Annotated in this window: 21 protein-coding genes and 2 pseudogenes; 13 read left to right on the top strand and 10 right to left on the bottom strand. The window is 52.3% G+C overall.

Annotated elements, in window-relative coordinates; translation table 11 throughout:
• Positions 1-174, bottom strand: a pseudogene (locus tag F7Q90_RS19445) (IS630 family transposase); the annotation flags it as partial.
• A 235-nt stretch (positions 175-409) separates the two neighbouring features.
• Here F7Q90_RS19445 and F7Q90_RS19440 point away from each other — a divergent pair.
• Entirely contained in the window at positions 410-1,315 is a 906-nt protein-coding gene (locus F7Q90_RS19440) for a DMT family transporter (RefSeq protein WP_006121959.1), read from the top strand.
• A gap of 4 nt (positions 1,316-1,319) precedes the next feature.
• On the opposite strand, the gene F7Q90_RS19435 is transcribed toward F7Q90_RS19440, so the two are convergent.
• Entirely contained in the window at positions 1,320-1,664 is a 345-nt protein-coding gene (locus F7Q90_RS19435) for a gamma-glutamylcyclotransferase family protein (RefSeq protein WP_044243074.1), read from the bottom strand.
• A 312-nt stretch (positions 1,665-1,976) separates the two neighbouring features.
• Here F7Q90_RS19435 and F7Q90_RS19430 point away from each other — a divergent pair, with 312 nt between their 5' ends.
• A complete protein-coding gene (locus F7Q90_RS19430) occupies positions 1,977-3,635 on the top strand; it encodes a methyl-accepting chemotaxis protein (RefSeq protein ID WP_006121957.1) in 1,659 nt (552 codons plus the stop codon).
• 252 nt (positions 3,636-3,887) lie between these two features.
• Here the strand turns inward: F7Q90_RS19430 and F7Q90_RS19425 are convergent, their stop codons facing one another.
• From F7Q90_RS19425 to F7Q90_RS19405, 5 genes are all read right to left on the bottom strand, one after another.
• Positions 3,888-6,962, bottom strand: a complete 3,075-nt coding sequence (locus tag F7Q90_RS19425) for an efflux RND transporter permease subunit (protein ID WP_006121956.1) — start codon at positions 6,960-6,962, stop codon at positions 3,888-3,890.
• A complete protein-coding gene (locus F7Q90_RS19420) occupies positions 6,959-8,092 on the bottom strand; it encodes an efflux RND transporter periplasmic adaptor subunit (protein ID WP_006121955.1) in 1,134 nt (377 codons plus the stop codon). Before F7Q90_RS19420 ends, F7Q90_RS19425 begins: the two co-directional genes overlap by 4 nt.
• A gap of 117 nt (positions 8,093-8,209) precedes the next feature.
• Positions 8,210-9,397 (bottom strand): sensor histidine kinase, encoded by a 1,188-nt coding sequence (locus F7Q90_RS19415; protein WP_006121954.1) that lies wholly within the window; start codon positions 9,395-9,397, stop codon positions 8,210-8,212.
• Positions 9,394-10,086, bottom strand: coding sequence for a response regulator (locus F7Q90_RS19410; protein WP_006121952.1), 693 nt, complete (start codon positions 10,084-10,086; stop codon positions 9,394-9,396). The genes F7Q90_RS19415 and F7Q90_RS19410 overlap by 4 nt, the downstream gene beginning before the upstream one ends.
• 635 nt (positions 10,087-10,721) lie before the next feature.
• Positions 10,722-11,006 (bottom strand): hypothetical protein, encoded by a 285-nt coding sequence (locus F7Q90_RS19405; protein ID WP_006121951.1) that lies wholly within the window; start codon positions 11,004-11,006, stop codon positions 10,722-10,724.
• 175 nt (positions 11,007-11,181) lie between these two features.
• Between F7Q90_RS19405 and F7Q90_RS19400 the strand changes: the two genes are divergently transcribed.
• Positions 11,182-11,493, top strand: a complete 312-nt coding sequence (locus F7Q90_RS19400; protein ID WP_006121950.1) for a hypothetical protein — start codon at positions 11,182-11,184, stop codon at positions 11,491-11,493.
• Between the two features lie 7 nt (positions 11,494-11,500).
• Here F7Q90_RS19400 and F7Q90_RS19395 read toward each other — a convergent pair whose 3' ends face one another.
• Positions 11,501-11,887, bottom strand: coding sequence for a bleomycin resistance protein (locus F7Q90_RS19395; RefSeq protein WP_044243068.1), 387 nt, complete (start codon positions 11,885-11,887; stop codon positions 11,501-11,503).
• A gap of 528 nt (positions 11,888-12,415) precedes the next feature.
• Between F7Q90_RS19395 and arnB the strand changes: the two genes are divergently transcribed.
• Genes arnB through arnF form a run of 7 tightly spaced genes read left to right on the top strand, consistent with a single transcriptional unit; the run spans position 12,416 to position 19,769 of the window.
• Positions 12,416-13,552, top strand: a complete 1,137-nt coding sequence (gene arnB, locus F7Q90_RS19390; protein ID WP_006121948.1) for a UDP-4-amino-4-deoxy-L-arabinose aminotransferase — start codon at positions 12,416-12,418, stop codon at positions 13,550-13,552.
• On the top strand, positions 13,553-14,533 hold the full coding sequence (gene arnC / locus F7Q90_RS19385; protein ID WP_006121947.1) for an undecaprenyl-phosphate 4-deoxy-4-formamido-L-arabinose transferase: 981 nt from the start codon (positions 13,553-13,555) through the stop codon (positions 14,531-14,533).
• Positions 14,533-16,515 (top strand): bifunctional UDP-4-amino-4-deoxy-L-arabinose formyltransferase/UDP-glucuronic acid oxidase ArnA, encoded by a 1,983-nt coding sequence (arnA, locus tag F7Q90_RS19380; protein ID WP_006121946.1) that lies wholly within the window; start codon positions 14,533-14,535, stop codon positions 16,513-16,515. The genes arnC and arnA overlap by 1 nt, the downstream gene beginning before the upstream one ends.
• The gene (gene arnD / locus F7Q90_RS19375; RefSeq protein WP_006121945.1) at positions 16,512-17,405 is read left to right on the top strand and encodes a 4-deoxy-4-formamido-L-arabinose-phosphoundecaprenol deformylase; all 894 of its coding nucleotides are present in this window, start codon (positions 16,512-16,514) and stop codon (positions 17,403-17,405) included. Before arnA ends, arnD begins: the two co-directional genes overlap by 4 nt.
• A 5-nt stretch (positions 17,406-17,410) precedes the next feature.
• Positions 17,411-19,069, top strand: a complete 1,659-nt coding sequence (arnT, locus tag F7Q90_RS19370) for a lipid IV(A) 4-amino-4-deoxy-L-arabinosyltransferase (protein WP_006121944.1) — start codon at positions 17,411-17,413, stop codon at positions 19,067-19,069.
• Between the two features lie 2 nt (positions 19,070-19,071).
• Entirely contained in the window at positions 19,072-19,395 is a 324-nt protein-coding gene (arnE, locus tag F7Q90_RS19365) for a 4-amino-4-deoxy-L-arabinose-phosphoundecaprenol flippase subunit ArnE (RefSeq protein ID WP_006121943.1), read from the top strand.
• Complete coding sequence (arnF, locus tag F7Q90_RS19360) at positions 19,392-19,769, top strand: 4-amino-4-deoxy-L-arabinose-phosphoundecaprenol flippase subunit ArnF (protein ID WP_006121942.1); 378 nt, start codon at positions 19,392-19,394, stop codon at positions 19,767-19,769. Before arnE ends, arnF begins: the two co-directional genes overlap by 4 nt.
• Positions 19,770-19,955: 186 nt before the next feature.
• On the opposite strand, the gene F7Q90_RS19355 is transcribed toward arnF, so the two are convergent.
• The gene (locus F7Q90_RS19355; protein WP_006121941.1) at positions 19,956-21,827 is read right to left on the bottom strand and encodes a methyl-accepting chemotaxis protein; all 1,872 of its coding nucleotides are present in this window, start codon (positions 21,825-21,827) and stop codon (positions 19,956-19,958) included.
• A gap of 587 nt (positions 21,828-22,414) precedes the next feature.
• On the opposite strand from F7Q90_RS19355, the gene F7Q90_RS19350 reads away from it, so the two are divergent.
• The 3 genes and pseudogenes from F7Q90_RS19350 to F7Q90_RS19340 all read left to right on the top strand — a co-directional run.
• Positions 22,415-22,957, top strand: coding sequence for a chorismate mutase (locus tag F7Q90_RS19350; RefSeq protein WP_006121940.1), 543 nt, complete (start codon positions 22,415-22,417; stop codon positions 22,955-22,957).
• A gap of 537 nt (positions 22,958-23,494) precedes the next feature.
• Positions 23,495-24,730, top strand: coding sequence for a carbohydrate porin (locus F7Q90_RS19345; protein ID WP_237166175.1), 1,236 nt, complete (start codon positions 23,495-23,497; stop codon positions 24,728-24,730).
• Positions 24,731-24,896: 166 nt separating this feature from the next.
• Positions 24,897-25,460: pseudogene (locus F7Q90_RS19340) on the top strand (CAT RNA binding domain-containing protein); the annotation flags it as partial.
• Between the two features lie 31 nt (positions 25,461-25,491).
• On the opposite strand, the gene F7Q90_RS27280 reads toward F7Q90_RS19340, so the two are convergent.
• On the bottom strand, positions 25,492-25,588 hold a 97-nt coding region (locus tag F7Q90_RS27280), incomplete at its 5' end, for a transposase domain-containing protein (protein WP_151160719.1).

The following is a 25,588-nucleotide window of genomic DNA, read 5'->3' as shown; positions in this document are numbered from 1 at the left end:
ACCAATCGATGAGCGGGCACAGCAGAGTGTTCTGGCAACATGACTGACGGTGTCACCACGATGCAGCATCAGCATGGCGGTGAGCCGCCGGGCGTGGTTTTTGTCCTTTGTTTTATGGATAGTTTTCTGCATCAGGCGTCGTTCGGTTCTGGGTATTGGTGCTATGATCGACATTGCTCAGTCCGGCTGGTGATTTGGGATATTCAGCGATTGATCAGATCGCATAAACCGGACTGAGTTCCCTCTAAGGGATCTACTATTCCGAGCAGTTATTTAGGATGACAGACGTCAGGTAGCCAGATGTATCACGCTAAAATGCGCAAGATTTTGCAACCCGACCGCAACATGATGAAAGCCGACCCCTCGCGATTACGTCACAGTGAAGAGAGTCTGAGGCAGAGGGATAACGATGAACGCAATACTTTACGCCATTGTGGTCGTGATTTGGGGAACAACCTGGATCGCTATTTTTTTACAGCAGGGGCCTGTAGATGTCACGGTTTCGGTATTCTGGCGGTTTGCCATCGCCAGCGTCATTATGCTGTTCCTGTTAACGCTGCTGGGACGCCTGCGCCGCCTGGCATGGCAGGACCATCTGTTTTGTCTGATCCAGGGATGCTGTGTGTTTTGCTTTAATTTTTGGTGTTTTTACACGGCTGCGGCTTACATTAATACAGGCCTGGAGTCGGTGATTTTTTCGATGGCCGTGCTCTATAACGCGGTAAACAGTTATATTTTCTTTGGCCAGCGCCCACTCCCCCGTTTCTGGTTTGCCGCCGCACTGGGATTAACCGGCATGGTCGTCCTGTTCTGGCACGATCTGCATATCAGCGACTGGAACAGTAACGCGCTCATGGGAATGGGGCTGTCAGCACTGGGTACCTTTGGTTTTTCATTAGGCAATATGATCAGCCTGCGCCATCAGCGTCGGCATCTTGAGACGATGACCACCAACGCCTGGGCCATGTTTTATGGTGCTCTCGTTATGGGCCTTATCGCTATTATTCGTGGTGCCAGCTTCTCACCGCAATGGACCTTCACTTATCTCGGCGCCTTACTTTATCTGGCGGTGTTTGGTTCCGTCATCGCTTTCTGGGCTTATTTCACCCTGATCAAACGCACAAGTGCGGGCAAAGCCGCCTACACCACACTTATGTTCCCTCTGGTCGCGTTATCGTTCTCCACACTTTTTGAAGGCTATACCTGGCAAAGTCATAGTGTGGCCGGCTTGCTACTGATTTTAAGCGGTAACCTGGTAATGTTTGCCCGCCCCATGCAGTGGTTCAGGCGTAAAGCGCTGACAAACGCGCATTAGCTGTTTATGCGCGCGGCGGTGTGCATTGCGGTTGCAGTTGATAGACGTAAGCGGTGACAGTGTCACCGTTTTCAAGGGTCACTTCCGTCCTGAGGCGATCGTACCCGTCTTCAAATTCGTCCAGCATGGACCAGTATGATAAGAGATTATCAGAACTAAAAACGTAACCCTCAACGCGCGGACCTCGGCTATCCAGCACCAGACCAGGAAAGCCTGCGGCTGCTCCGCACCCCTGAGGATAGAAAATGCCGCTTACAAAGCCTGCCTGCCAGTTGCCTCCGACCCTGTCGAGAATGTGGGCATTACTGTGGCCCGGGCGCAAAGTGCCATAAACGAATAACCTTTCCATCATTATCTCTGTGTAAAAACCGCTACCTTAGCTGCACGAACTGCGGTTGTCATTATGGAGAACGTTCTATTTTAACGCACAGGCGGTGCGTAGCAATATGCGCTTATTATCATGGATTTATATTTTAATGAAACAACCTGTTCACATTTAACCCTATAGTTTCTGTTAGTGACAAAATATCCCGTCATAGTCGCTGTTTTCTTTTTTTCAAGGTTCTGGAAATAAAATTACGTTGTAAAGCCGGTTAGTTATTTGCCGATAAAGGCCTGTGAAAATAATTGTAGTTTTTACCTATCCGGGGGAGTTTTTTCTATGACAATCACGCAGCGTTTAGTGCTGGCATTTTCTTTGCTTGCTTTATCACTTTGTGCGCTTGTTGCTGTTTCTTTATCTGTGATTTCGGGCTTTCAGTCGCGCTTTGAATATGTTCAGGTTAATGCTATTCCCAGCATTAAAGATCTGAATAAGTCAATTAGCGCAACTAACCAACTGGGGCTGGCCCTGTATCGCCATCAGACGGCGACAGACAGCGCTAAGCAGGCTGAAGCAGAACAAAAAATTAATACCATTATTAATAATATCAAGTCATTAAATGATTATTATATGGCGAATGATATTTCCAGTGATGAAGACAAAGAAATGACCGTTGGGGCCAATCGTAACCTCGATGCGGTCCGCAGCGCGTTACCTGCTTTTCTTGCTGCGTCACGTAGCCATAATAATGAACTGTCACTTTCTCTCCTGCAAAGTGACAATGGCATTGGCGCTGCCGCACGTAAAATGGAGTCTGATTTCACTAAACAAATTGAGCTGAACATTCAGATTGGTGATGCACTCAGAGCACAGAATAATCAGATTTATTCTAAGACCGTCTGGATGATGACCTGTGCATCACTGTTGATTATTTTGCTGCTCGGTGCGTTCTCAATAAATATTATTGTTGGCATTAAACGTAGCCTTACCAGCATCAAAGATACCATGGCTGAAGTGAGCAGCAATTTGGATCTGACACGCTTAGCGCCGGTGTTGAGAAAGGATGAGATTGGTCAAACGGCTATGGCGTTTAATGATCTGCTTAAGCGTGTATCGACTACGCTGCTGTCAGTCAATCATGCGGCGCAATCCGTCAGCACAGGATCGACGCAGATTGCGGCTGGCAACGAAGATTTGTCATCTCGCACTGAGCAACAGGCCGCCTCGCTGGAAGAGACATCGGTTAGTATGGCTACGCTCAGCGATACCGTACGGCAAAATGCCGAGGGCGCAGTCCAGGCCAGCAACCTGGCCAATAACGCCAATAAACTGTCCAGGCAGAACGGCGAAGCCGTGAGTCAGATGCTGACCACGATGGATGAAATTCGCGGTAGCTCAGCCAAAATATCTGATATCACAGGGCTGATCGAAGGTATTGCATTTCAGACGAATATTCTGGCCCTTAACGCCGCCGTTGAAGCTGCCCGTGCGGGTGAGCATGGCCGTGGTTTTGCGGTCGTGGCATCAGAAGTTCGCAATCTGGCACAACGTTCGTCATCCGCGGCTCGTGAAATTAAAGAGTTAATCACCACGTCTGTTTCGCAGGTTGAACAGGGGCTGACGCAGGCAACAAGCGTAGGCAGTAACTCCGATAACGTGGGCCATGCTATTCAGCAGGTTGCCGATCTGGTTAATGAAATTGCCGCTGCTACAGCCGAGCAAAGCAAAGGCATTGAGCAGGTGCACCAGGCTATCGGCCAGATGGATGAGGTCACGCAGCAGAACGCCTCCCTGGTTGAGGAAGCTTCATCTGCATCCAAATCTTTACAGGAGCAGGCGGAAACGTTGTCGAGACTGGTGTCAACGTTCAAAGTTAACGAGAGCGTCACGCAGGTGGCAGTATTGTCCCCTGTAGCCGTGAGCTATGCATCGCCTGTGTTAAAAAGACCACAACTGAATGCCACCGGCGCAGACAAGGTTAACTGGGAAAGTTTCTGATGCATTGTCACTGGGCCTGATCGCTTCAGGCCCAGAACACGAGCGCTGCGATATCGCAGCGCTTTCTTATTGATATGCGTTTTGCGTGGCGAAAAGCCTTGTTTTTGGCGCATAAGACGCGTTTCTCTCTTTCGATGCACGCTAGTGATACTGTGCAGGCCTTGTGCGCCATTCATGCCCTCCATACCCGGACCGTATGCCTCATTCCGTTGCGCACTGCGATCAGTAACCCAGTGACAATATTCGCCGCCCTCATGTGCGCGATCGGGGCGCGCCGCGGTTTTCCCATGCCATTATCAGGCTGAGTGAGGCAGGCAGCAGGGTCAGCGTGACCAATGTGCCGGTGATCAGCCCACCGATGATCGCGAATGCCATTGGCCCCCAGAAAACCTGATGTGAAATAGGTAACATGCCGAAGATTGCCGCGCAGGCAGTGAGCAGGATGGGACGCGCCCGGTGCAGTGCGGCATGGCGGATGGCGTCACCCTGTGCCATGCCAGCCTGCGCATGGCTGTCCACCTCGCTGATCATGATTACGGCGTTACGGATAATCATGCCCGCCAGCGCAATGATGCCCAGCAGTGCGACAAACCCCATCGGCGTGCCACCCGGTAACATTGCCAGGACAATTCCCGGCAGGCCGAAAGGTGCCATCAGCAGCGCGAGCAGCATTCTGGAGAACCGCTTCAACTGCAGCATCAATAACACAAGCATGCAGCACAGGGTGACCGGCAAAACGGCAAACACCGAACTGTTACCTTTATTCGACTCGGCGACGGTTCCACCTTCTTCAATGGCGTAACCTGCGGGCAAGGTTGCCCGCAGAGTATCCAGGCCAGGTCTCAGTTGATCAGACACCGTTTCGGCCCGTTGCTCAGGTGCAATATCGGTTTGCACGGTGATATAGGGCAAACGCTGTCGTCGCCAAATCACCGGATCGTCGAGCTGCCATTTCAGTGTGGCGACCTGCCCAAGCGGAATTTTTTGCCCGGAAGCTGTGTTGAGCATCAGGCTGTCTAAGATGGCTGTGTCCTGTCGTTCCCGATCGTTGCCGCGCAGAACCACATCTATCAGCCGGTTATGATCGCGAACCGTGGTCACGGTACTGCCGGACATGACAGTATTCAGTGTGGAAGCAATGCTTTCTGAGGAGACGCCGACGGCGCGTGCAGCAGTCTGGTTTACCTCAACATTGATTTCCCGCTCGGGCTCGCCAGCCGTCATATTTACCTCACGCGTATTCGGCGAACGCGAAAGTTGAGCAGCCAGTTTTTCCGCGATGTCCCGTACTTTGCTGTAGTCAGGGCCGGTGACGCGGTATTTCAATGGCCAGCCGACGGGTGGGCCCAGTTCGAGAGGGGCCACACGGGCAGTCAGATCGCTGAAATCCCGCGCCAGTGTCGCCTCCAGGCGGCGTCGAACGCGATCGCGCGCTTCCAGGTTCTTAGTCACCACAACCAGTTGCGCCACATTTTCATTGTCCAGCAAGACTTCCATGGGCAAATAAAACCGCACGGCACCTGCGCCGACATAGCTGGAGAAGTGATCGACATCGTGATCGGCGCGCAACAGGGTTTCCAGCTGTGCGGTACGCCGTGTCGTTTCACTTTGAGAGGCATTTGCCGCCAGCGAAAGATTCACTAACAGCTCGGGACGATCGGACGCGGGGAAGAATTCGCCCTGCATCAATGTAGTGCCTGCAATCCCCATTCCCAGCAATAACAAGGCGCTTATCACGGTTGTCCAGCGGTAGTGTAAAACCCGATCAAGCAGACGACGATAGCAGCGGGCCATCAGCCCTGGAGGTGGTGATGGGGCTGTCACCTGCTCAGTTAACAGCCAGGTGCCGATAACCGGGGAAAACAGAATCGCCACGACCCAGGAGCACAGCAGCGAGATCAGCACGACTGCAAAAAGGGAGTAACAATATTCACCGGCGCTGGAGGCCGCAAAACCGACCGGAATAAAACCGGCGATCATCACCAGCGTTCCCGTCAGCATAGGAAAAGCGGTGGTTTTAAACGCAAAGGTTGCGGCCTGCGCTTTGCTGTCTCCCGCCTCAAGGCGGGAAACCATGGTTTCAACCGTGATCATGGCATCATCGACCAGTAAACCCAGCGCAATAATGAGAGCCCCCAGCGAAATGCGTTGCAGGCCAATACCGGCCACTGTCATGCCGACGAATGTCATGGCCAGAACGAGGGGAATCGCAGCGGCGACCACCAGCCCGGCACGGAAACCCAGCGAGAAAAACGAGATTGCCAGAACGATCAGTACCGCTTCCGCCAGCACCCGCACAAAGCCACTGACGGCGGTTTTAACAACGGTGGATTGATCGGCGATCTTCACCATCGTGATACCGTGCGGGAGCTGGGCGGCAATCGTCTCCATGCGCGCATGAATGGCCTGACCAAATTTCAGCATATTACCCGTCGGGGCCATGGAGATGGCCAGGCCAATGCCAGGCTCGCCGTTGACCCGGAAGGTTGATGCCGGCGGTTCAGCAGGCTGAAGCGTTATCGTGGCAATACTGGTCAGCGGGATAAAGCGCTGGCCGATATGTAAGGTAATGGCCTTAAGGTTATCAGCCGAGGTCAATGCACCACTGACATGAAGTGCAATATTTTCTTTATCAGTGCGTATTACACCTGCGGGCGCAACGGCATTTTGCGCGGCCAGAGCATCACTTACCTCCCGAAGCGTAAGGCCCATGCCCGCTAACTGCCGTGGCGAAAACGCGATAACAATGTGTTCTTCCTGTTCACCGGGCAGGGTAATTTTACCCATGTCTGGCACATCCATCAGGCTTCGACGGATCTCATCGACTTTATCCCGCAGTTCTCGCGGACTGAAGCCATCGGCCGTAAAGCCATAAATCGTGCCATAGGTGTCGCCAAATTCGTCATTAACAGTGGGACCCTGAACGCCTTGTGGAAGCGATGAGGCGATATCCTGCATTTTTTTCCGAATCTGGTACCAGATAGTCGGGACCTGATCCGGCGGCGTATCATCACGCAGGTTAACAAAGATGACGGCCTTTCCCGCCCGGGTTTCACTCTCAATAAAATCCAGGAACGGTGTTTCCTGCAGTTTTTTTTCCAGCGTATCCGTCACTAACTGCATCGTGTCTTCCACCGTGGCACCGGGCCATTGTGCGGACACGACCGCCGTTTTGATGGTAAACGCCGGATCTTCATTACGGGGCAGATCGATGTAACTCAGTACACCCGTCGTCATCACCAACAGCATGAAAAACACCACCAGTTGCTGATGTGCTAACGCCCAGGCAGAGAGATTAAAGCGGGCTCTTTCAGCCGATCTTCTCATTTTTCATCCTCCCCAGGCTGTACCCGCTCTCCCGGCAAGAGCGTTTTCACGCCTGCGGTGACTACGCGCTCACCCGGTATCACGCCGGCACTGAGATAGATATGTTGGGCATCGAAGCGCGCCAGCGTGACCGGCCTGAGTGAAAGCTGATGGGACTGGGTGTTCACCACAAAAACGGCGGGACGATCACCTGCACGCGTGAGAGCGCTAGCGGGCAGGGTGACAACCTGTTCGGCTTTACCGGGAAAGGCCCCCACGACGGTCGACCCCAACGCTATAGCGACCGGCGGTTGAGGCAGCATGACACGCAGCCGCCAGGTGCGGGTCTGCGGATCGGCCTGCGGACTGATATCGCGAAAATGCCCTTGTGTCTTTATCGCAGGGTTCGATAACAGCGTAATGCTGAAGGGCGTGGAGGAGGCGTACTCCGCCAGCGAGGGTTCAGCAAGGTCAAAGACAGCATCGCGATCGCCATCAGCGGCAAGCGTCATTACGGACTGCGCGGCGCTTACCACCTGACCCGGCTGGACATTGACGGCGGTAATGACACCGGGGCGCGGCGCGGTAAGCTGCGTCCAGTTGAGATTATCCTGGGCATTTTTAAGCGCGGCTTCACTGCTCTGACGTCGGGAAACGGCCGCCTGCCAGTCACCTTTTGCACTGTCTAACTGCGAACGGGAAATGGCCCCACCGGGCATCAGCTGCTGCATACGACGCAGCGTTAGTGCGGCAACATGTTCTGAGGCGCGCGCACTCGCCAGATCGGCAGTGGCACTGCTGAGCTGGTTTTGAGCGGCATTACTGTCTAAGGTCGCCAGAACCTGACCGGCATTCACATGCTGTCCAATGTCCGTGGTGCGGGTAATGACGCGGCCATCCAGTCTGAAAGCCAGCGAAATTTCTTCATGGGCACGAATTTCACCCGTCTGCGTCATCAGTCCACCGCTGGAGAAGGGCGGAACCAGTACTGTCCGGACGGGACGAAGCGCTTCACGTGCAGGCGCCGCTTCCTCCCGGCAGCCTGACAGGATAAGCATGCCTGCCACGACAAACAGTGACGGTAACACATAACCCGGAAAGCTCAGATGACGCAGCGCCTGACGGGCAAAAGCGGGAATAAAATCTGTCATAACCGTATTCCTGAAATGAGACAGGCTCATTTAAAGCGGGTTATGTCCAGAAACCTTCGATGAATTATCAAGAAATGGTCAAGGCAGACAAAAAAGCCTGTCCAGGCCAGCACGCACTCAGATTGAGCGCGCGTCGTCAGTTAAAGGCAAAGCGATCGTAATCTGCAGTCCGCCGTCCGCAGGCAAACGTGCAAATATCTCCCCACCGTGCGCCTCCACAATAGCCTTCGCAATAGACATGCCGAGACCGCTTCCGCCGGAATGCCGTGCGCGCGACGATTCTGCCCGGGTGAAACGGTCGAAAATGACAGGCAGAAACTGAGGATCCACGCCCGGCCCATAGTCACGAAACTGCAATGTGACAGCGGCGGGCGAGGTATGAGCGGTCACAGAAAACCGTTTCCCCTCTGCGGCATAGCGCAGTGCATTTTCCGTTAAGATGGTTACCACCTGGCCCAGCCGGGAGGCATCGCCAGTGAAAGAGAGTTGGCCGGGCGACTGCACCTCAATCACCATCTGTTCTGCCTCAGCCTGAGGCGCCAGCCACGCTGTACGTTCGCGTAACAGCTCGGTAAGGTTAAACCGGCTCAGGCTGAGCGTAAGCTGGCCAGCTTCCGCTAACGATAATAAGTGCAGTTCATCCGTCAGGCGGCTCAGCTGCGTCAGCTGCTTCATGATCATGGAGAACTGCTGAGGTTCCGGCGCAAATACGCCGTCGACAATGCCTTGTAAGCGGCCAATGGCTGCGGTGAGTGGCGATCGTAGTTCATGAGCAATGGCAACCTGCGAAGCTTTAAGTTCGCGTTCGTAACGGGCTAACTGCTGGGTCATCAGATTAAAGTCTTCCGTAAACCGCACTAATTCCTGTGGCGCGCCGTCGACCTGACCGACCGATGTGCCGAATTTCCCCTGTGCCACATCGCGTGCCGCATTCGCCAGCTGACTAAACTGTTTCGCCAGCGGTCGCGCGAAGCGCAGCCCCATTACAATAAAGAACGGAATCACCACGGCGACCAGCACGGCGACCGTCAGCCAGTCAGCCGAGGCGATTGACGGGTCGGAAAAGCCGACGCCCCACCACTGATCGACAATCTGATGAAAGCGAGCCGGTGCCTGCTCCGGGTGTAACCGTATACGGGAAAACTCCGCCCAGACGTCCGCAGGCATGCGAGAGTAAACCCAGAGCATTTGCAGCGCGAAACGCAGCCACATGCAAAACGCGATAAGGATGACGCTTCCCAGACCGATTATCAAAATACGGATGCAGATCCAGCGCCACATTGAGTCGTGCGTTTTTAGTTTCATGGTTGTCTGAACCTGTAACCCACACTGCGAACCGCAGGTAAAATATCTGACATGCCTGCGGCTTCCAGTTTGCGTCGCAGGTTATAAACATGGGTATCAACCACGCGCTCAAGCGCATCACTTTCAGGCAGGCAGTGTTCAAGCAAGAATAAGCGACTAAACGGGCGGGTTGGGGCGCGCATCAACGTCACCAGAATCGAAAACTCCGTTGGGGTCAGATCGAGCCGCTGAATGCCCTGTTCATTTTTTACTACCGCTGTCAGCGATTCAGTGTCGACTTCCAGGCCCGCCCAACACAATGTGCTGTCGGGGACGGTACTTTGTTGGGTGCGACGTAAAACGGCCTGAACACGTGCGACGACCTCGCCAGGATGGTAGGGTTTCACCACATAATCATCTGCACCATAGCGTAATGCGCCGATCCTGTCGGGGGCATCTCCCATCGCTGTCACCATAATTACCGGTGTATTTCCCCTGCGTCGAAGGGCCGCCAGAACTTCCGTGCCGTTCATGACGGGCAGCATCACATCAAGCAGAATGAGATCGGGCTGCCAGCGTTGCGCGTGGTCAAGTCCTGTCATTCCATCGCCAGCAATCATCACCGTGTAGCCTTCACGTTTAAGATAGGCTTCAAGTACGCCGGCTGCATCGGCATCATCTTCGATAATCAGTACACGTTTAGACTTCATTGGGGCCACTTTGACTTTTTCTCCCTCATTTCCCGTATGTGCCCGCACCGCTCTATTGGCATGTCAGCCGTGTCGTCTGCATTTAATGTGATTAAGCAAAACGATAATAACCTGAAAAAATCGGCAAGACATGGTCAGTTTAATGTCGGCTGGAGGAAGAGAAGGGAATGCGCAGGATGCCAGAGAGAGGAACAATACGCCTAATGAAAAAACGTGATGAAAAAGGGCTCAATCAGAAATAATGAACGGACATCAGACGCTCAGGTTGTTACCGAACGGCTGACCAGGCGGAGTCAGACGTTTACGTTTAAGGCATTACGGGGGTTGCTCAGTGTGGGGAATGTCTGCGATGCCGATGCGTTAGCGCTGGGCAGAAAAAATGACACTGTCACTTTTAGGGTGAGCGTTTTGCTCAGGCAAGACTGGCATGGTGTCGGGCCGGAAGTGGTTACGGGCAGGCCAGGTGACGTTCGCAGAAGGCTGTCCGACTGATACGATGAAAAACCGTCCGGCTTAATAATGCTGCCGCGTAATGTCTGGCGCAAACCTGATCGGTCGCGTGATTTATCGCTTCTGTGCAAGGCCGCCCCACAGCAGCCTTCATCTGCTACGGGGCGGCCAGCATGAATCCGTATTTACCCTTTATGGCACGCGACGCGATCGTAACCGGTAAGTGCGGATTTCGCCGTCGCTTTACGCTTTCTGCTGTTAACTTTGGGCAGCCAGATTTTAAATTGCTCCGCCAGTTGCTTCGCCTGTTGTTCATCCGTGGTACGACAGATAAACAGTTTACTCTTGGTTTGATTGGTCACATCGGTGGCATAAATTTCATAACTTCCGCCACGGTGATCGTATTCAATATCCGTGAAATGCATGTGTGGCCACAGGCCCGTTCTGACCTCAAACTTGCTCAATTCCATAATTTTTACCGTTTTTGTTTTTTGCTGTGATGAATGTCGTTCCCCTGGTCGGGCCACTAAATGTAGAACAAATTCGGATTTGTGCCAGCCGACAACATTATTTTTCACTGCCAGTCTTAATTTTTTATAAAAACAGCGTGTTACCATGACATTACGTCATTAAAAGGAGAAAACGATGATTGTCAGAACCTGGCATGGTTGTGTCCCTCAGCAGCACGCAGAGGCATTTTTTACGCATCTACAGAAGACGGGCGTGCAGCATGCAGAATCGGTCCCCGGTAACACAGGCGCTTTTATTCATCAGGTTGCACAGGGAGAGTGGCAGCATTTCTTTCTGGCCACATACTGGCGGGATCTGGCGGCAGTAAAGGCGTTTGCTGGCGAGGATTACCCGGTGGCAGTTACCTATGCGGATGACGAACAGTTTGGGTTGATCTCCGATCCCTATGTCTTTCACCATCAGGTCAGCGAGGTGGTCGCGCTGTAATGTTTTTTCAGTCTAAGACCTGATAAAAACGCAGCAGGTAGCCATCTGGATCCTGAACCAGTAACTCCTGCTGGCGTTCATATTTCTCACCCGTATAGTAGGCGTTTTCGCTAAGTGGTCGGAACAAGGGCGTGCCCGTTTTCACCAGGCGCGTGTGAATCTGCTGAATATTGGAGACTTCTATCTGGAAGTTAATACCGCGTCCCAAAGGATACTGCATCTCTGCGGTGTGCCAGCCCGCGTCATGCTGCTGTTCAATCATTAATTGCGCTTCACCATAACAGAGATAAGCGAAGTCTGGGTGAATGCGTCTTATTCTCACAGTAAACCCCAGTTCATCGACATAAAACGCAAAGGATCTGGCAAAATTAGTGACAGTCAGTTCCGGCACCATCGAATTCCAGAAGCGAGAATCAGCAGGTTCAACTGACGATGTAGTGACGCGTAATTCCTTGTTCATAAGAAAAAAATCTAAAAGTTAGAAAAGTGATCACCGTCACATTATGAGTGCAACGCGTGTATCAAAACACTGACTTTCCCTTAGAAGATGCTATCTGTCAACAATGTAGATACCGCCTGGCAGCATTTGCAGAATGTGCGGTAATCTCTTCATGAAACTGTCAAACATATCTGTTTATTTAATGTGATTAATCTGGTAAACCTAATAAAGATCGTGTCAATTTGTGAATTGAATGAAGCGTTTAATGTTTGGTTAAGGTTACGAGCGTATCATTTGGCATCGTTATGAAGTGAATATTTTTCTAATATTTGACTTCACGATCAGAGGTCAGTGTACTTTGCCTCTTTTCGCGGATTTTAACGGAAAAAAATGAGCATAAGATTACATTTTGGCTGTTTTCATATTTCAAACTTATCCTCTTTTTTCTGGAAAAAAGGCAAAACAGTTTAAGGACATTACTTAATGGCGTTTCTTCCGTTTTCTCGTCCTTCTTTAGGCGAGACTGAATTGTCTGCAGTGCGTGAGGTCTTTGCGTCTGGCTGGATTACGACCGGGCCGAAGTGTGCTGAACTTGAGCGCGCATTTTGCCAGTTAACCGGCAATCAACACGCCATTGCCGTCACGTCTGCTACTGCCGGTATGCACGTCATGTTAATGGCGTTGGGCATCAAAGCCGGTGATGAAGTCATCACACCTTCCCTGACCTGGGTTTCTACGTTAAATATCATCACGTTACTTGGCGCGACGCCGGTGATGATCGATGTGGATATCGACAATCTGATGGTGACCCCTGAAGCTATCGAAGCGGCGATTACGCCGAAAACCAGGGCGATTATCCCTGTCCATTATGCGGGTGCGCCTGCGGATATGGACGCGATCTATGCTATTGGCCAACGCCATGGCATTCCGGTCATTGAAGATGCCGCGCATGCGGCCGGTACCCACTACAAAGGTAAACACGTGGGTGGCCAGGGAAATGCTATTTTTTCCTTCCATGCCATCAAAAACATGACCTGCGCAGAAGGTGGCCTGGTCGTCACCGACGACGCGGCTCTGGCCGATCGCATTCGCAGCCTGAAGTTTCATGGTCTGGGCGTCGACGCGTTTGATCGTCAAACACACGGCCGTCAGCCGCAGGCAGAAGTGATTATGCCGGGCTTTAAATACAATCTGCCGGATATCAGCGCGGCCATTGCGCTGGTTCAGCTGGAGAAGCTCCCCGAAATCAATCAGCGTCGCGCGGCGATAGCGCAACGTTACCTCGATGCCCTTAAAGATACGCCGTTTAAGCCTCTTGTTCCGCCCGCCTGGCAGCATCAGCACGCCTGGCATCTCTTCATTATTCGCGTTGATGAGCAGGCGTGCGGTATGACCCGTGATGCACTGATGCAGGCGCTGAAAGAGCAGGATATCGGCACGGGGCTGCATTTCCGTGCAGCGCATACGCACAAATATTACCGTGAGCATTATCCGCATTTATCGCTGCCTGCCACTGAGTGGAACAGCGAGCGTATTTGTTCCATTCCGTTGTTTCCCGACATGACTGACGATGACGTTGAACGCGTTATCAGCGCACTACGTGGACTGGCTGGGGTTTAAATGTTCGATGATAAAAAGATTGAAAAAGTATCGGTAGTCATCCCGGTTTACAATGAGCAGGAAAGCTTACCGGCATTGATTCAGCGTACCGATGATGCCTGTAAGAGCCTGAACCTGGACTATGAAATTCTGCTGGTCGACGACGGCAGCCAGGATGCGTCCGCGACGATGATCGCCGATGCAGCCTCACTGCCCGGCAGTCATATTGTCGCCGTTTTGCTTAACCGTAACTATGGTCAGCACTCCGCGATTATGGCGGGATTCAGCAATGTCAGCGGCGATCTCATCATCACGCTGGATGCCGATTTGCAAAACCCACCCGAAGAAATTCCCCGTCTGGTGGCCGCCGCTCAGGAAGGCTATGACGTTGTCGGCACGGTACGCCAGAATCGTCAGGACAGCTGGTTCCGTCGTCAGGCATCACGCACCATCAACCAGATGATCCAACGCGTGACCGGTAAATCGATGGGAGATTACGGTTGTATGCTGCGGGCTTATCGCCGTCACATTATCGATGCCATGCTTAACTGCCATGAGCGCAGCACGTTTATCCCGATCCTGGCTAACACCTTTGCGCGTCGTACGATTGAACTTCCGGTTACTCACGCAGAACGTGAACACGGCAGTTCGAAGTACAGCTTTATGCGCCTGATTAACCTGATGTACGACCTTGTCACCTGTCTCACAACCACACCACTACGCATGCTGAGTGTACTGGGCAGTCTGATTGCGATTGCAGGTTTTGCGTTCTCCGTGATCCTGATTCTGCTGCGGCTGTTTCTGGGCGCAGCCTGGGCTGGCGATGGTGTTTTTATGTTGTTTGCCGTCCTGTTTATCTTTATCGGCGCGCAATTTATCGGCATGGGACTGCTGGGTGAATACATTGGTCGTATCTACAACGATGTACGCGCCCGTCCACGCTATTTTATTCAACGTGTTATCTTTCCTCAGAAAGACCGTTCTGTACAGGAAACCGAGTAATGAAAACTATCGTCTTCGCTTATCACGACATGGGTTGTGCGGGCATCAATGCGCTGTTGAAAGCAGGCTTCACTATCAGCGCCATCTACACCCATGCCGACACGGCGTCAGAAAATCACTTTTTTGGCTCAGTGGCGCGAATTGCGGCTGAAAATTCAATCCCGGTTTATGCTCCGGATGAGGTTAACCATCCGCTGTGGATCGATCGCATTAAATCAGCAGAACCTGATGTTATTTTCTCCTTCTACTACCGCAACCTGTTGTGTGACGACATTCTGAACTGCGCGAAGCAGGGCGCTTTTAACCTGCACGGTTCACTGCTGCCAAAATACCGCGGTCGTGCGCCATTAAACTGGGCGCTGGTGAATGGCGAAACGGAAACCGGTGTGACCTTACACCGCATGGTGAAAAAAGCCGATGCGGGTGAAATCATCGCGCAACAGCGCATCGCCATTGCTGAAGAAGACAACGCGTTAACCCTGCACCGCAAACTGGTTGACTGTGCCAGTGAGCTGCTGGAAAGCACCTTGCCCGCGATGAAACAGGGCAATATCGTCGGCAAGCCGCAAAACGAAGCGGAAGCCACGGTTGTGGGTCGCAGAACACCAGAAGATGGTCGCATCAACTGGAGCCTGCCTGCTAAGCAAATCAATAATCTGGTCCGTGCCGTTACCGATCCATGGCCGGGCGCGTTTGCGTTTGCCGGCACCACAAAGTTTGTGGTCTGGAAAGCCAAAGTTTTAACGACCGCGCACAACGCTCGTCCGGGAACCGTGCTGTCAGCCGATCCGTTTGTCGTGGCTTGTGGTGAAGGCGCGCTGGAAATCCAGACGGGGCAAACCCCGAACAGCGTTTACATGAACGGTGTTCAGCTGGCGCAACATCTGGGCATGGTAAATGGCGCACTGCTGTATTCTCAGGCTGTGGCCGCCGTGAAGCGTCGCACCCGCGTGTTGATCCTGGGTGTTAACGGCTTTATTGGTAACCATCTGACCGAGCGCCTGCTGCAGGACGACAACTTCGAAGTGTTTGGCCTGGATATTGGTTCCGACGCGATCAGCCGCTTTGTTGGTCATCCGCGCTTCCAGTTTGTTGAAGGCGATATCAGCATCCACTCAGAGTGGATCGAATACCACATTAAAAAATGTGACGTCATTCTGCCGTTGGTCGCTATCGCCACGCCGATTGAGTATACCCGCAACCCGCTGCGTGTCTTTGAGCTGGATTTTGAAGAAAACCTCAAAATTGTTCGCGACTGTGTGAAGTACGGCAAACGTATCATTTTCCCGTCAACGTCCGAAGTGTATGGGATGTGTACCGACAGCAACTTTGATGAAGACCACTCGAACCTGGTCGTCGGTCCGATTAACAAACAGCGCTGGATCTACTCGGTTTCCAAGCAGCTGTTAGACCGGGTTATCTGGGCTTACGGTGAAAAAGAAGGGCTGCGCTTCACCCTGTTCCGTCCGTTTAACTGGATGGGTCCGCGCCTGGACAACCTCAATGCCGCGCGCATCGGAAGTTCGCGTGCCATTACCCAGTTGATTTTAAACCTGGTGGAAGGTTCGCCTATCAAGCTGTTTGATGGTGGCCGTCAGAAGCGCTGCTTTACAGATATCAGTGATGGTGTTGAAGCCCTGTTCAGAATTATTGAAAACAAAAACAATAACTGCGACGGGCAGATCATTAACATCGGTAATCCAGACAACGAAGCGAGTATCAAAGAGCTGGCAGAACGTCTGCTGGAGAGCTTTGAGCGTCACCCGCTGCGTGCCAGCTTCCCGCCGTTTGCCGGTTTCCGTGAAGTGGAAAGCAGCAGCTATTATGGCAAGGGCTATCAGGATGTTGAGCACCGTAAGCCTTCGATCCGTAATGCAAAACGCCTGCTGGGCTGGACACCTGAAGTGCAAATGAATACGACCATCGATAACACTCTCGACTTCTTCCTGCGCACCGTTGAGCTTCAGGACGATAAGGCATGAGGAAAGTCGGTCTACGTGTCGATGTCGATACCTGGCGCGGGACAAAACTTGGCGTGCCCGCGCTGATTGAGGTCTTCAAAAAACACGATGTCCAGTCATCCTTTTTCTTCAGTGTCGGGCCTGACAACATGGGACGCCATTTATGGCGTCTGATGAAGCCGCGCTTTCTGTGGAAAATGCTGCGCTCACGCGCAGCATCGCTTTATGGCTGGGATATCCTGTTAGCCGGGACCGCCTGGCCAGGAAAACAGATTGGGGCAGGGATGCGCGATATTATCCGCATGACGGCCGATTACCATGAAGTTGGCCTGCACGCCTGGGATCACTTCGCCTGGCAAACGTGGGCAGGCGTCTGGAATGAAGAACAGCTTATTCAGCAGATTGCGAAAGGACGGGATGCGCTGGAGGCCATTATCGGCAAACCTGTCACCTGTTCCGCCGTGGCGGGCTGGCGCGCGGATGGTCGTGTTATTCAGGCCAAGCAAACATTTGGTTTTGCGTACAACAGCGATTGCCGCGGTACCGCGCCTTTTCGCCCACTGTTGAGAAATGGCGAGCCGGGTACGGTACAGATCCCCGTGACGTTACCCACCTGGGACGAAGTGGTCGGTCCCACGCTGAGTGCTGAACGGTTCAACGATTACATCCTGGAACAGATCCACGCCGATCAGGGCACCCCGGTGTATACCATCCATGCTGAAGTCGAAGGTATCAGTCAACTCAATGCGTTCGATACGTTGTTACAGCGTGCCCGCGAGCAGGGAATACAATTTTGCCCGCTGAGCGACCTCTTGCCTGACGACCTCGATACATTGCCTGTCGGCAAGGTTGTTCGTGGGCACATTGCTGGCCGGGAAGGCTGGTTGGGTTGTGAGAATTTAACAAGGTAAGCACCATGACTGCCACCAAAAAGACGGTACTACTGGTTTCACTTTTCGTTCTTTATTATTTACTTCCTCTGGAGTTCCGCAATCTCTGGCAGCCCGATGAAACGCGTTATGCCGAAATCAGCCGTGAAATGCTGCAAAACGGCAACTGGATTACGCCGCACTTCTTCGGTCTGCGTTATTTCGAAAAACCCATCGCCGGTTACTGGTTCAATACTGTTGGACAGGCCATTTTTGGTCACAATAACTTCGCCGTCAGGATTGGTTCGGTCTTTTCAACCCTGATGAGCGCCATCCTGATTTACTGGCTGGGTTGTCGCCTGTTTGCTCGCCGTACCGTTGCTCTCACGGCCAGCGTTATCTTTATGACCTCACTTCTGGTCTACGGTATTGGTACTTATGCCGTGCTGGATCCGATGCTGACGTTATGGATGGTTGCGGCGATGTGCAGCTACTGGTTCGCCAGCGAAGCGCAAAATGTGCGGCAACGTATCCTCCGTTATCTGATTTTGGGCTTAGCCTGCGGCATGGGCTTTATGACCAAAGGTTTCCTTGCCCTGGCGGTTCCTGTACTGGCGATCCTTCCATGGGCGATCTTGAACCAGCGTTTTCGGGAACTGGTTATTTATGGCCCACTGGCGATTGTCAGTGCGGCAGCCATCAGTGCCCCCTGGGCGATTGCCATTCAGCAGCAGCAACCTGATTTCTGGCATTACTTTTTCTGGGTTGAGCATATCCAGCGTTTTGCCGAAGACAACGCACAGCATAAGGCACCTTTCTGGTACTACCTGCCAGTGCTGATTGCCGGCGCGCTGCCCTGGCTGGCGTTGTTACCGGGCGCACTGCGTTCAGGCTGGACCGAACGCCAGCAGTCCTCAGGTGGTGTTTATCTGTTGAGCTGGGTCGTGATCCCCTTGGTGTTTTTCAGCATTGCGAAAGGGAAACTGCCGACGTATATCCTGCCTTGCTTTGCGCCGCTGGCGCTGCTGATGGCTGACTATGCCTGGCGTAAAGTGGGTGAGAACACGCGCGTCTTTAAAGTCAACGCCTGGATCAATATCCTGTTTGGCGCGATCTGTGTGGTTGCATTGCTGGTCGTGCTGGCACCCTGGGGATTAAGCCATCGTCCGCTCTATGGCGCACATCAGCTGGTTGCACTCATTATGGCCGTGATCGCGTTTGCGGGCTGGGCTGTCGCGGGGGCTTTCAGCCTGAAATCGCCACAACGCAACTGGCTGGCCGCCGCGCTTTGCCCTTTGGCGCTGGCGCTCTGTGTCGGTTCGGCAATTCCGGAAAGCGTTGAGAATACGAAGCAACCCCAGGTCTTCATCCGCAGTATTGAAAACAGCTTGGCGAACAGCCGCTATATCTTAAGTGATAATTCCGGCGTGTCGTCAGCCATCGCCTGGACGCTGAAACGCAGCGATATCATTGCCTACAGTCAAAAGGGCGAGCTGCAGTATGGTCTTAGCTATCCCGATGCCCAGTCTGCCTATGTCAGCAGCGAGGATTTCCCGCAATGGCTTCAGGCGCACCGTAAGCAGGGCAATGTCTCGTTGATCATGATGCTGGAACGCGGTGAAGCGACACCCACAGATTTACCGCCAGCGGATGCGGTCTATCGCAACGGTCGGATGCTGTTACTGCAATACAATGCGGCTAATTGATCGTGAGTTTATTATTGGTGCTGCTGACCAGTTTACTCACCTGCGCAGGTCAGCTCTGTCAGAAACAGGCGGCACGGCAAACAAACAGGGCTAACCTGGCCGGCTGGCTGCTGGCCAGTCTTATCATGTTAGCGCTGGGGATGGTGGCTTGGTTGCTGGTGCTGCAGCGTTTGCCGGTAAGCCTGGCCTACCCGATGCTGAGTATTAACTTTATTCTGGTTGCCCTGGCCGCACGGTTTATCTGGCGTGAAAGAATGTCGCCTCTGCAATGGGCTGGCACGGTACTGATTGTCGCAGGCGTCGCCCTGATAGGGAGCTACGCATGAAGGGTTATTTGCTGGCCTTATGCAGCGTTTTGCTGGTGACACTCGCTCAATTAATGCTGCGCTGGGCGATGCTTCAGTTGCCCAGTTTGCAGGCCGTGTTGATGCAGCATCCCGTGAACTGGCTGCCGCTGCTGATTCTGTGTGGCGGACTGACTGCTTACGCCTGTTCGATGGTGAGCTGGTTCCTGGCACTGCGCCATCTGCCGCTCAGCCGGGCCTATCCGTTGCTGAGCATCAGCTATGTACTGGTCTGGTTGATGGCAATCAGTCTGCCGCTGTTCGCTGAGCCTTTTCATACAGGCGCGATGGTCGGCGTCATGTTGGTGCTGGCAGGATTACTCTGTATGTGCATTAAGCCGCAAAAAACCGACTGAAATGACATGGCCGGAACCGGCATCGTTACAAAGCAGGGCAACAAAATCAGTTCAGGATACGTGTTGCACTGCTCTTTTCAGCCAACCACAGTGACGCCGGCAACTTGCCGGCGTCACTGTTTCCGGTATCAGAACGTTTCCCAGTTGGCTTCAGTTACGCTGGACTGGCGTGCAGACACCACGACTTTAGGTGCTGCGGACGATATACCCTGACTGGGCCACCACACTTTTCTTGTTACTGGGTACCCGGAATACAGCAACCTTTTTTTCCAGCGCTTCTGCCTGCGATTCCAGTGAGCTGGCAGCGGCTGAGGACTCTTCAACCAGCGCGGCGTTTTGTTGCGTCGTGGTGTCCATCTCTGTCATCGCCTGGGCGATCTGCGATATGCCACGATTCTGCTCGTCCGAGGCTGCCGCGATTTCGCTCATAATATCTTTAACCTGGGTCACCGACAGCACGATCTCGTCCATTGTCGTTCCCGCCTGATCCACCAGGGTCGAACCTTCATTGACGCGATTCAGTGAATCGCGGATCAACGTCTCAATTTCCTTAGCCGCAACAGCGCTGCGCTGCGCCAGGTTTCTGACTTCGCCAGCGACAACGGCAAAACCACGCCCTTGTTCGCCGGCACGGGCCGCCTCCACGGCAGCGTTCAGGGCCAGAATATTCGTCTGGAAGGAAATACCGTTAATGACACTGATAATTTCGCCAATCTTACCTGAACTGGTCGTAATACCTTGCATGGTGGTGACAACGCTTCGTATGATCTCACCGCCGCGTCCGGCATTGGCAGAAGCTTCTGTAGCGAGTTGGCTGGCGTGATGCGCGTTTTCCGCATTCTGTTTCACGGTGGAGGTTAACTCTTCCATACTGGCCGCAGTTTGCACCACGGCGGCAGACTGTTGCTCGGTCCGGGAAGACAGATCCATATTGCCGGCAGCGATCTCTGAAGAAGCGCGAGCCACGCTGTTCACGCCGTCGCGTACATGGGTAATGATGTTTTGCAGGCTGTCGTTCATCACGCTGACGGCCTGCATCAATTGCCCCAGTTCATCACGACGAGCCGTGGACAGCGAGGCGGTCAAATCGCCTTCCGCTATGCGTTTGGCTACGCTGAGCGTTTCTTTCAACGGAACCGTAATGGAAAGCGTTATTCGCCAGGCGATCAGCAGACTAAGCAGCACACAAATCGCGGCGACAATCGCAATCTGCGTTTCCGCTTTGTGTAATGCATTTGCGGATTCGGACGCCTGATAGTTAAAAAGCTCCGCAACGGACGTATTCAGTTTTCCGGCGGTGATGTTCAGTTGTTTCGACGCGGTTGTTTCTACCGCCACGGCTGACAGATAGTCAGTAAAGGCCTGCCTGAGTTGCGCCAAATCCGTTTTCTGCGTCGCCAGCACCGCCTGGATATCCGGGACAGACAGCGCGAGCAACTGTGCGCGCAACTGAGTAACGGTGGAAATGTTGTCGCTGATTTCACTTTTACTGGATTCGGTCGGTTTGTCGACAAAACGCTCTACATCACCGGCGATCTCTTTCAGTATCGATGCTAAGCGCAACACCTGAAGCATGGCCTCAGGCTGAGCGGGAATCGTGATACCATCAAGCCGCTGACCGACAGCCAGCAGATCATTGTTTTGAATGAGGGAGGCGGCAGCAAACGTTTTTTGCGAGGCATTATAAAAAACCTCGCGGTGCGTCTTGTAGTTTTCCAGTTCGTTTGCGGCAGTAGTAAGTGTGTTTTCGCCCTGACTGTCCCAGCTAAACGTCTTAAGTCTGTTTACCTGTGCTGTTAAATCGTTCAGCGCTTTTGCGTTAACCTGCGCATAGTGTTCGTCTTTCGTGTACTGATAAAGCAGCCGGCTGGTTCGTGCTTCACCGAGTGTGTTGACAAAATCGACAGTAATGTCCTGTTTTTGCGCATTCTCCTTAATGGTTTCAAAGCCTTTAAACGCTAACAGTGCGATGGTCAGGGTTGCAACTATCAGCACAACAAAACTGAGCCCCAGCTTTTTCCCCATTTTCATATCGGAAAACGTACGCGTAATAAACATAATTCCACCCTGATAGCCGGTAAGGGAAATAATTTGCAGCGAGAAACAGGCTTCTACTGCTTAATAAAACTTATCGACTGTCACGTTGAAAACTTTAAAGACGTTTTGAAATAAATCCTCACAAATAAGGAGGTGATGCATTTTCATTGTTTTAAAAGGAAAATTCAAACTTTAAGCGTCATTAATAAAGCGCATGATAATTAGCTTGCGAATAATAAGAGGCGAGTTCTGTCTGACGTTTTTTACCTTTAATGGCGATATGAGAATAAAAAGTTTACTGTTTCAAACTTCCATAAATTTATAATTTTATAATTATATTCAATGCTTTAATCAGTGAGTTGATTGATTTTTCACTGATTGTCCGCTCAACTTGTTGACTAAATATTAACATTGAAGCGGCGCGGTTAGGGTGGCCATAATGATAGTGTATGTATTCTAATGATTTATGACCTTCAACCCTGGGTGTGTTTATAATTTGTATTAGTTAATTACAGAGATTAACTGATGTTTCACAGACACTTCATTATTGAGAGGTGCGTTTAATATGATTAATCTTTTTCAACTATTTGGAAACAGGCTAACCAAACATGCAATATATGACCTTTCTGCTGGCCGCCCTTATTTTTAGCGGCTCCGCTGCTGCTGCGCCTGCAGCATCTCAACCTGTCTCTCTGCTCTCACGCGCACTGCATGAAAGAATGCTGCTGATGAAAGACGTCGCAGCGTTCAAAAAAGTGCATAACAAGCCGGTTGAAGACCTGACCAGGGAAAAGGATGTGCTGGCAGAAGCGCAGGAAAAATCGGCTCAGGCCGGGCTGGATCCACAATCTGTTACCGTCTTCTTTCAGGCGTTGATGGATGCCAGCAAAGCGATTCAGTATCGCTACATGGCGGACTGGCTGGCCAAACCTCAGTCGGTCCCACCGGCTAAAGATCTGGCTGAGTTGAGAAAGCAAATCAATCAGTTAGATGAACAAATTCTGCAAGCGATTCATCAGCAACTGTCGCAGAGCAGTTTTTCGAAAGGCGATTTAACCTTTCTTCATCACCAACTGGATGTGCAACATCTGAGTGGGGATGATATTAATAACGTTTTACAGGGACTTGAGCAAATTAAACTAAAGCGGTAACGTGCCGCAAGCGCACACGCGTTAAATAACGAACGACTTCTCATTATATCTGCATTGCAACATCACGCCCGTCCTGTCAGGCGGGCGATGCTGTTTTCACTTCCTGGCTGTTCTGCCGGAAATCCCCTTTTGATACGCGCAGGTAATGCACTCATTCTGCTCGGCGTACGACTGTTTCTTCCGACAAAACTGCTACCTGAATCACATACGTAGCCAATACATGCTTCCTGAAAACCTTACAGATGATAAGGTTTTTGGCGACTGAATTCAGGATTGTTACTGGTCGACAGGCAAAACCTGAACGCGATATGGGATAACCCATTAAGCGTTCAGGTTTTTTTTGGCCTGAAGAACAGGCAACACCCTAACAAACTGAACATTCCCCATTTTCACATATGTATGTTTATCAGGATGTAAAGAAAGATGATAAATGCTCGCTACAAACAGTATGTACTCGCGCTTTTGCTGGTTTCACCGCTATCAGTCGGCCAGGAATGGAATGGCACGGTATTAGGTTTTGACGCTTCTCCCGCTCCCATGCTGGGCGATATGTTGGGTATTCGTAACATCCTTAATGATAACGGTTTTACCTACAATCTGGGTTATCTGAACGAAATCGGCTGGAATGCTGGCGGGGGCTACCATCAAGACCCGCATGTGGCTTATATCGATCAGTTTGCGTTGACCTTCACTCAGGATTTGGCGCGCTGGACAGGTATTCCCGATGCACGAATTGAGGGGAATATCGTCAATCGTAACCACAATGATGACCTCACCACCAGACGCGTACAGGATCCGCGAGTGAATATCAACGACCTGACGCAGGAAAGCTGGGGCGGCCAGTCCATTACCCGTCTGGGCTGGCTGACCTTTGCCCGCAGTTTTGACGATCGCCGCATCACCTGGCGAATCGGGATGATGAATAAGGTCCAGACCTTCGATCAGATCATTCCCTGTGACTTCCAGCTACTTTCCCAGTGCGGCGGCAAGTCGGCTAACGCGCTCACCTGGCATAACTGGAACGTCCACACCTGGGGCACAACGCTGTCGTATAACGTGACGCCGGCCATCACATTAAAGGGGGGAGTGATGGAGCAGAACCCGGATGCCTCCAGCCGTCATCATGCCTGGAGCGGGTCGACGAAGGGCAGCAAAGGCATATTACTTCCGGTTGAAATCGAAGCGCGCCCGATGATCAATCATCTTCCCGGAGCGTATAACCTGGGCGTGGTATTCACCAATGCGCCACAAACGGATCTTTATCACGGAAGATCGGGTGGGGCAGGGGCAACAGACCCAGAAGGTTATACACAACGCAATCGTACCTGGTTTGTGTACGCCGGAATGAATCAGCAACTCACGCAGCATAAGGACGATTCGAATCGTGGGTTAAGTGCCTCCGCCAGCATGAGCCTTGCCGACCAGCGTACCAATTATATTCATCAGGTTTATGCCGCCTCAGTGCGCTATCGGGGACTGTTTGACGCACGACCGGAAGACTGGATGGGTCTTGGTCTCAGCTGGATTGATATGAGCACTGGCTATGCCCAAAATCAGCGCTATATGAATACACTTAGCGGGCTGAGCGATCATAACAATCCTATGTATCATCCGGTACCGGGCCATTCCCTGAACGGGGAGTTTTACTATCGCTTCCGTCCTCTGTCGTGGCTGGAGCTACAGCCGGGCATACAGTACTGGCACCATCCGGGCGGCGTATCGCGCACGCAGGATGCCTGGGTCACCACGCTGAAAACCGCGGTAACTTTCTGACCCCACAGCAAAAGTACGATATGTGTCACGTTTTTTACGCATGATACGGATAGGTTGCAATTGAAACTGATAGAGTTCCCTCACTGGATTGTGACTGCTAAAAGCAGGCAAAACCTGATTTTCTGGCTTCTGCCGGATGTCAGGTTTTTTTGTTTCTGGGGTTCCGATGAAAATCGCCAAAATTCTTAATAACAATGTGGTGGTTGCTCTGGATGAGCGTGGGTCCGAACAGGTTGTCATGGGGCGTGGGCTGGCCTTTCAGAAGCGCGCAGGCGACACGCTGGAAACCGCACTGATTGAAAAGGTGTTTGCGCTGCAGAATGACGTGCTGGTGCGTCGGCTAGGGGAACTGCTGAGTCAGATCCCACTTGAGGTGATGACGACCTGTGATCAGATCATCAGGCTGGCAGGACAACGGCTGGGAAAGCTGCAGGATAGTTTGTACATCACCTTAACCGACCACTACTACTTTGCGATTGAGCGGCAAAAGAAAGGGCTGGCAATCAAAAATGTGTTGCTGTGGGAAATTAAACGTCTCTATCCCAGAGAATTTGGGCTGGGTCAGGAGGCGAGGGCCATTATTGCCCGACGTCTGCATGTCGATTTGGCCGAGGATGAAGCGGGATTTATTGCTCTGCATCTGGTTACGGCCCAGTTGGACAGTGAAATGCCTGAAGTAATGCATGTCACCAGGATCATGCAGGAGATCCTGCAACTGGTGAAGTATCAACGTAAGCGTCGCATTCAGACCGTATTGACGTTCAGGCAGAGGGAAGCTCGACCTTCCATGGCAGCAGATCGCGGACCCGGTTCACCGGCCAGTCCTGTATATGACCGATGACGTAACGCAACCACGTC

Origin of the sequence: Pantoea stewartii subsp. stewartii (assembly GCF_008801695.1) — a bacterium.
Lineage (GTDB): Bacteria > Pseudomonadota > Gammaproteobacteria > Enterobacterales > Enterobacteriaceae > Pantoea > Pantoea stewartii.
This window is presented reverse-complemented; position numbering and strand designations above follow the sequence as displayed.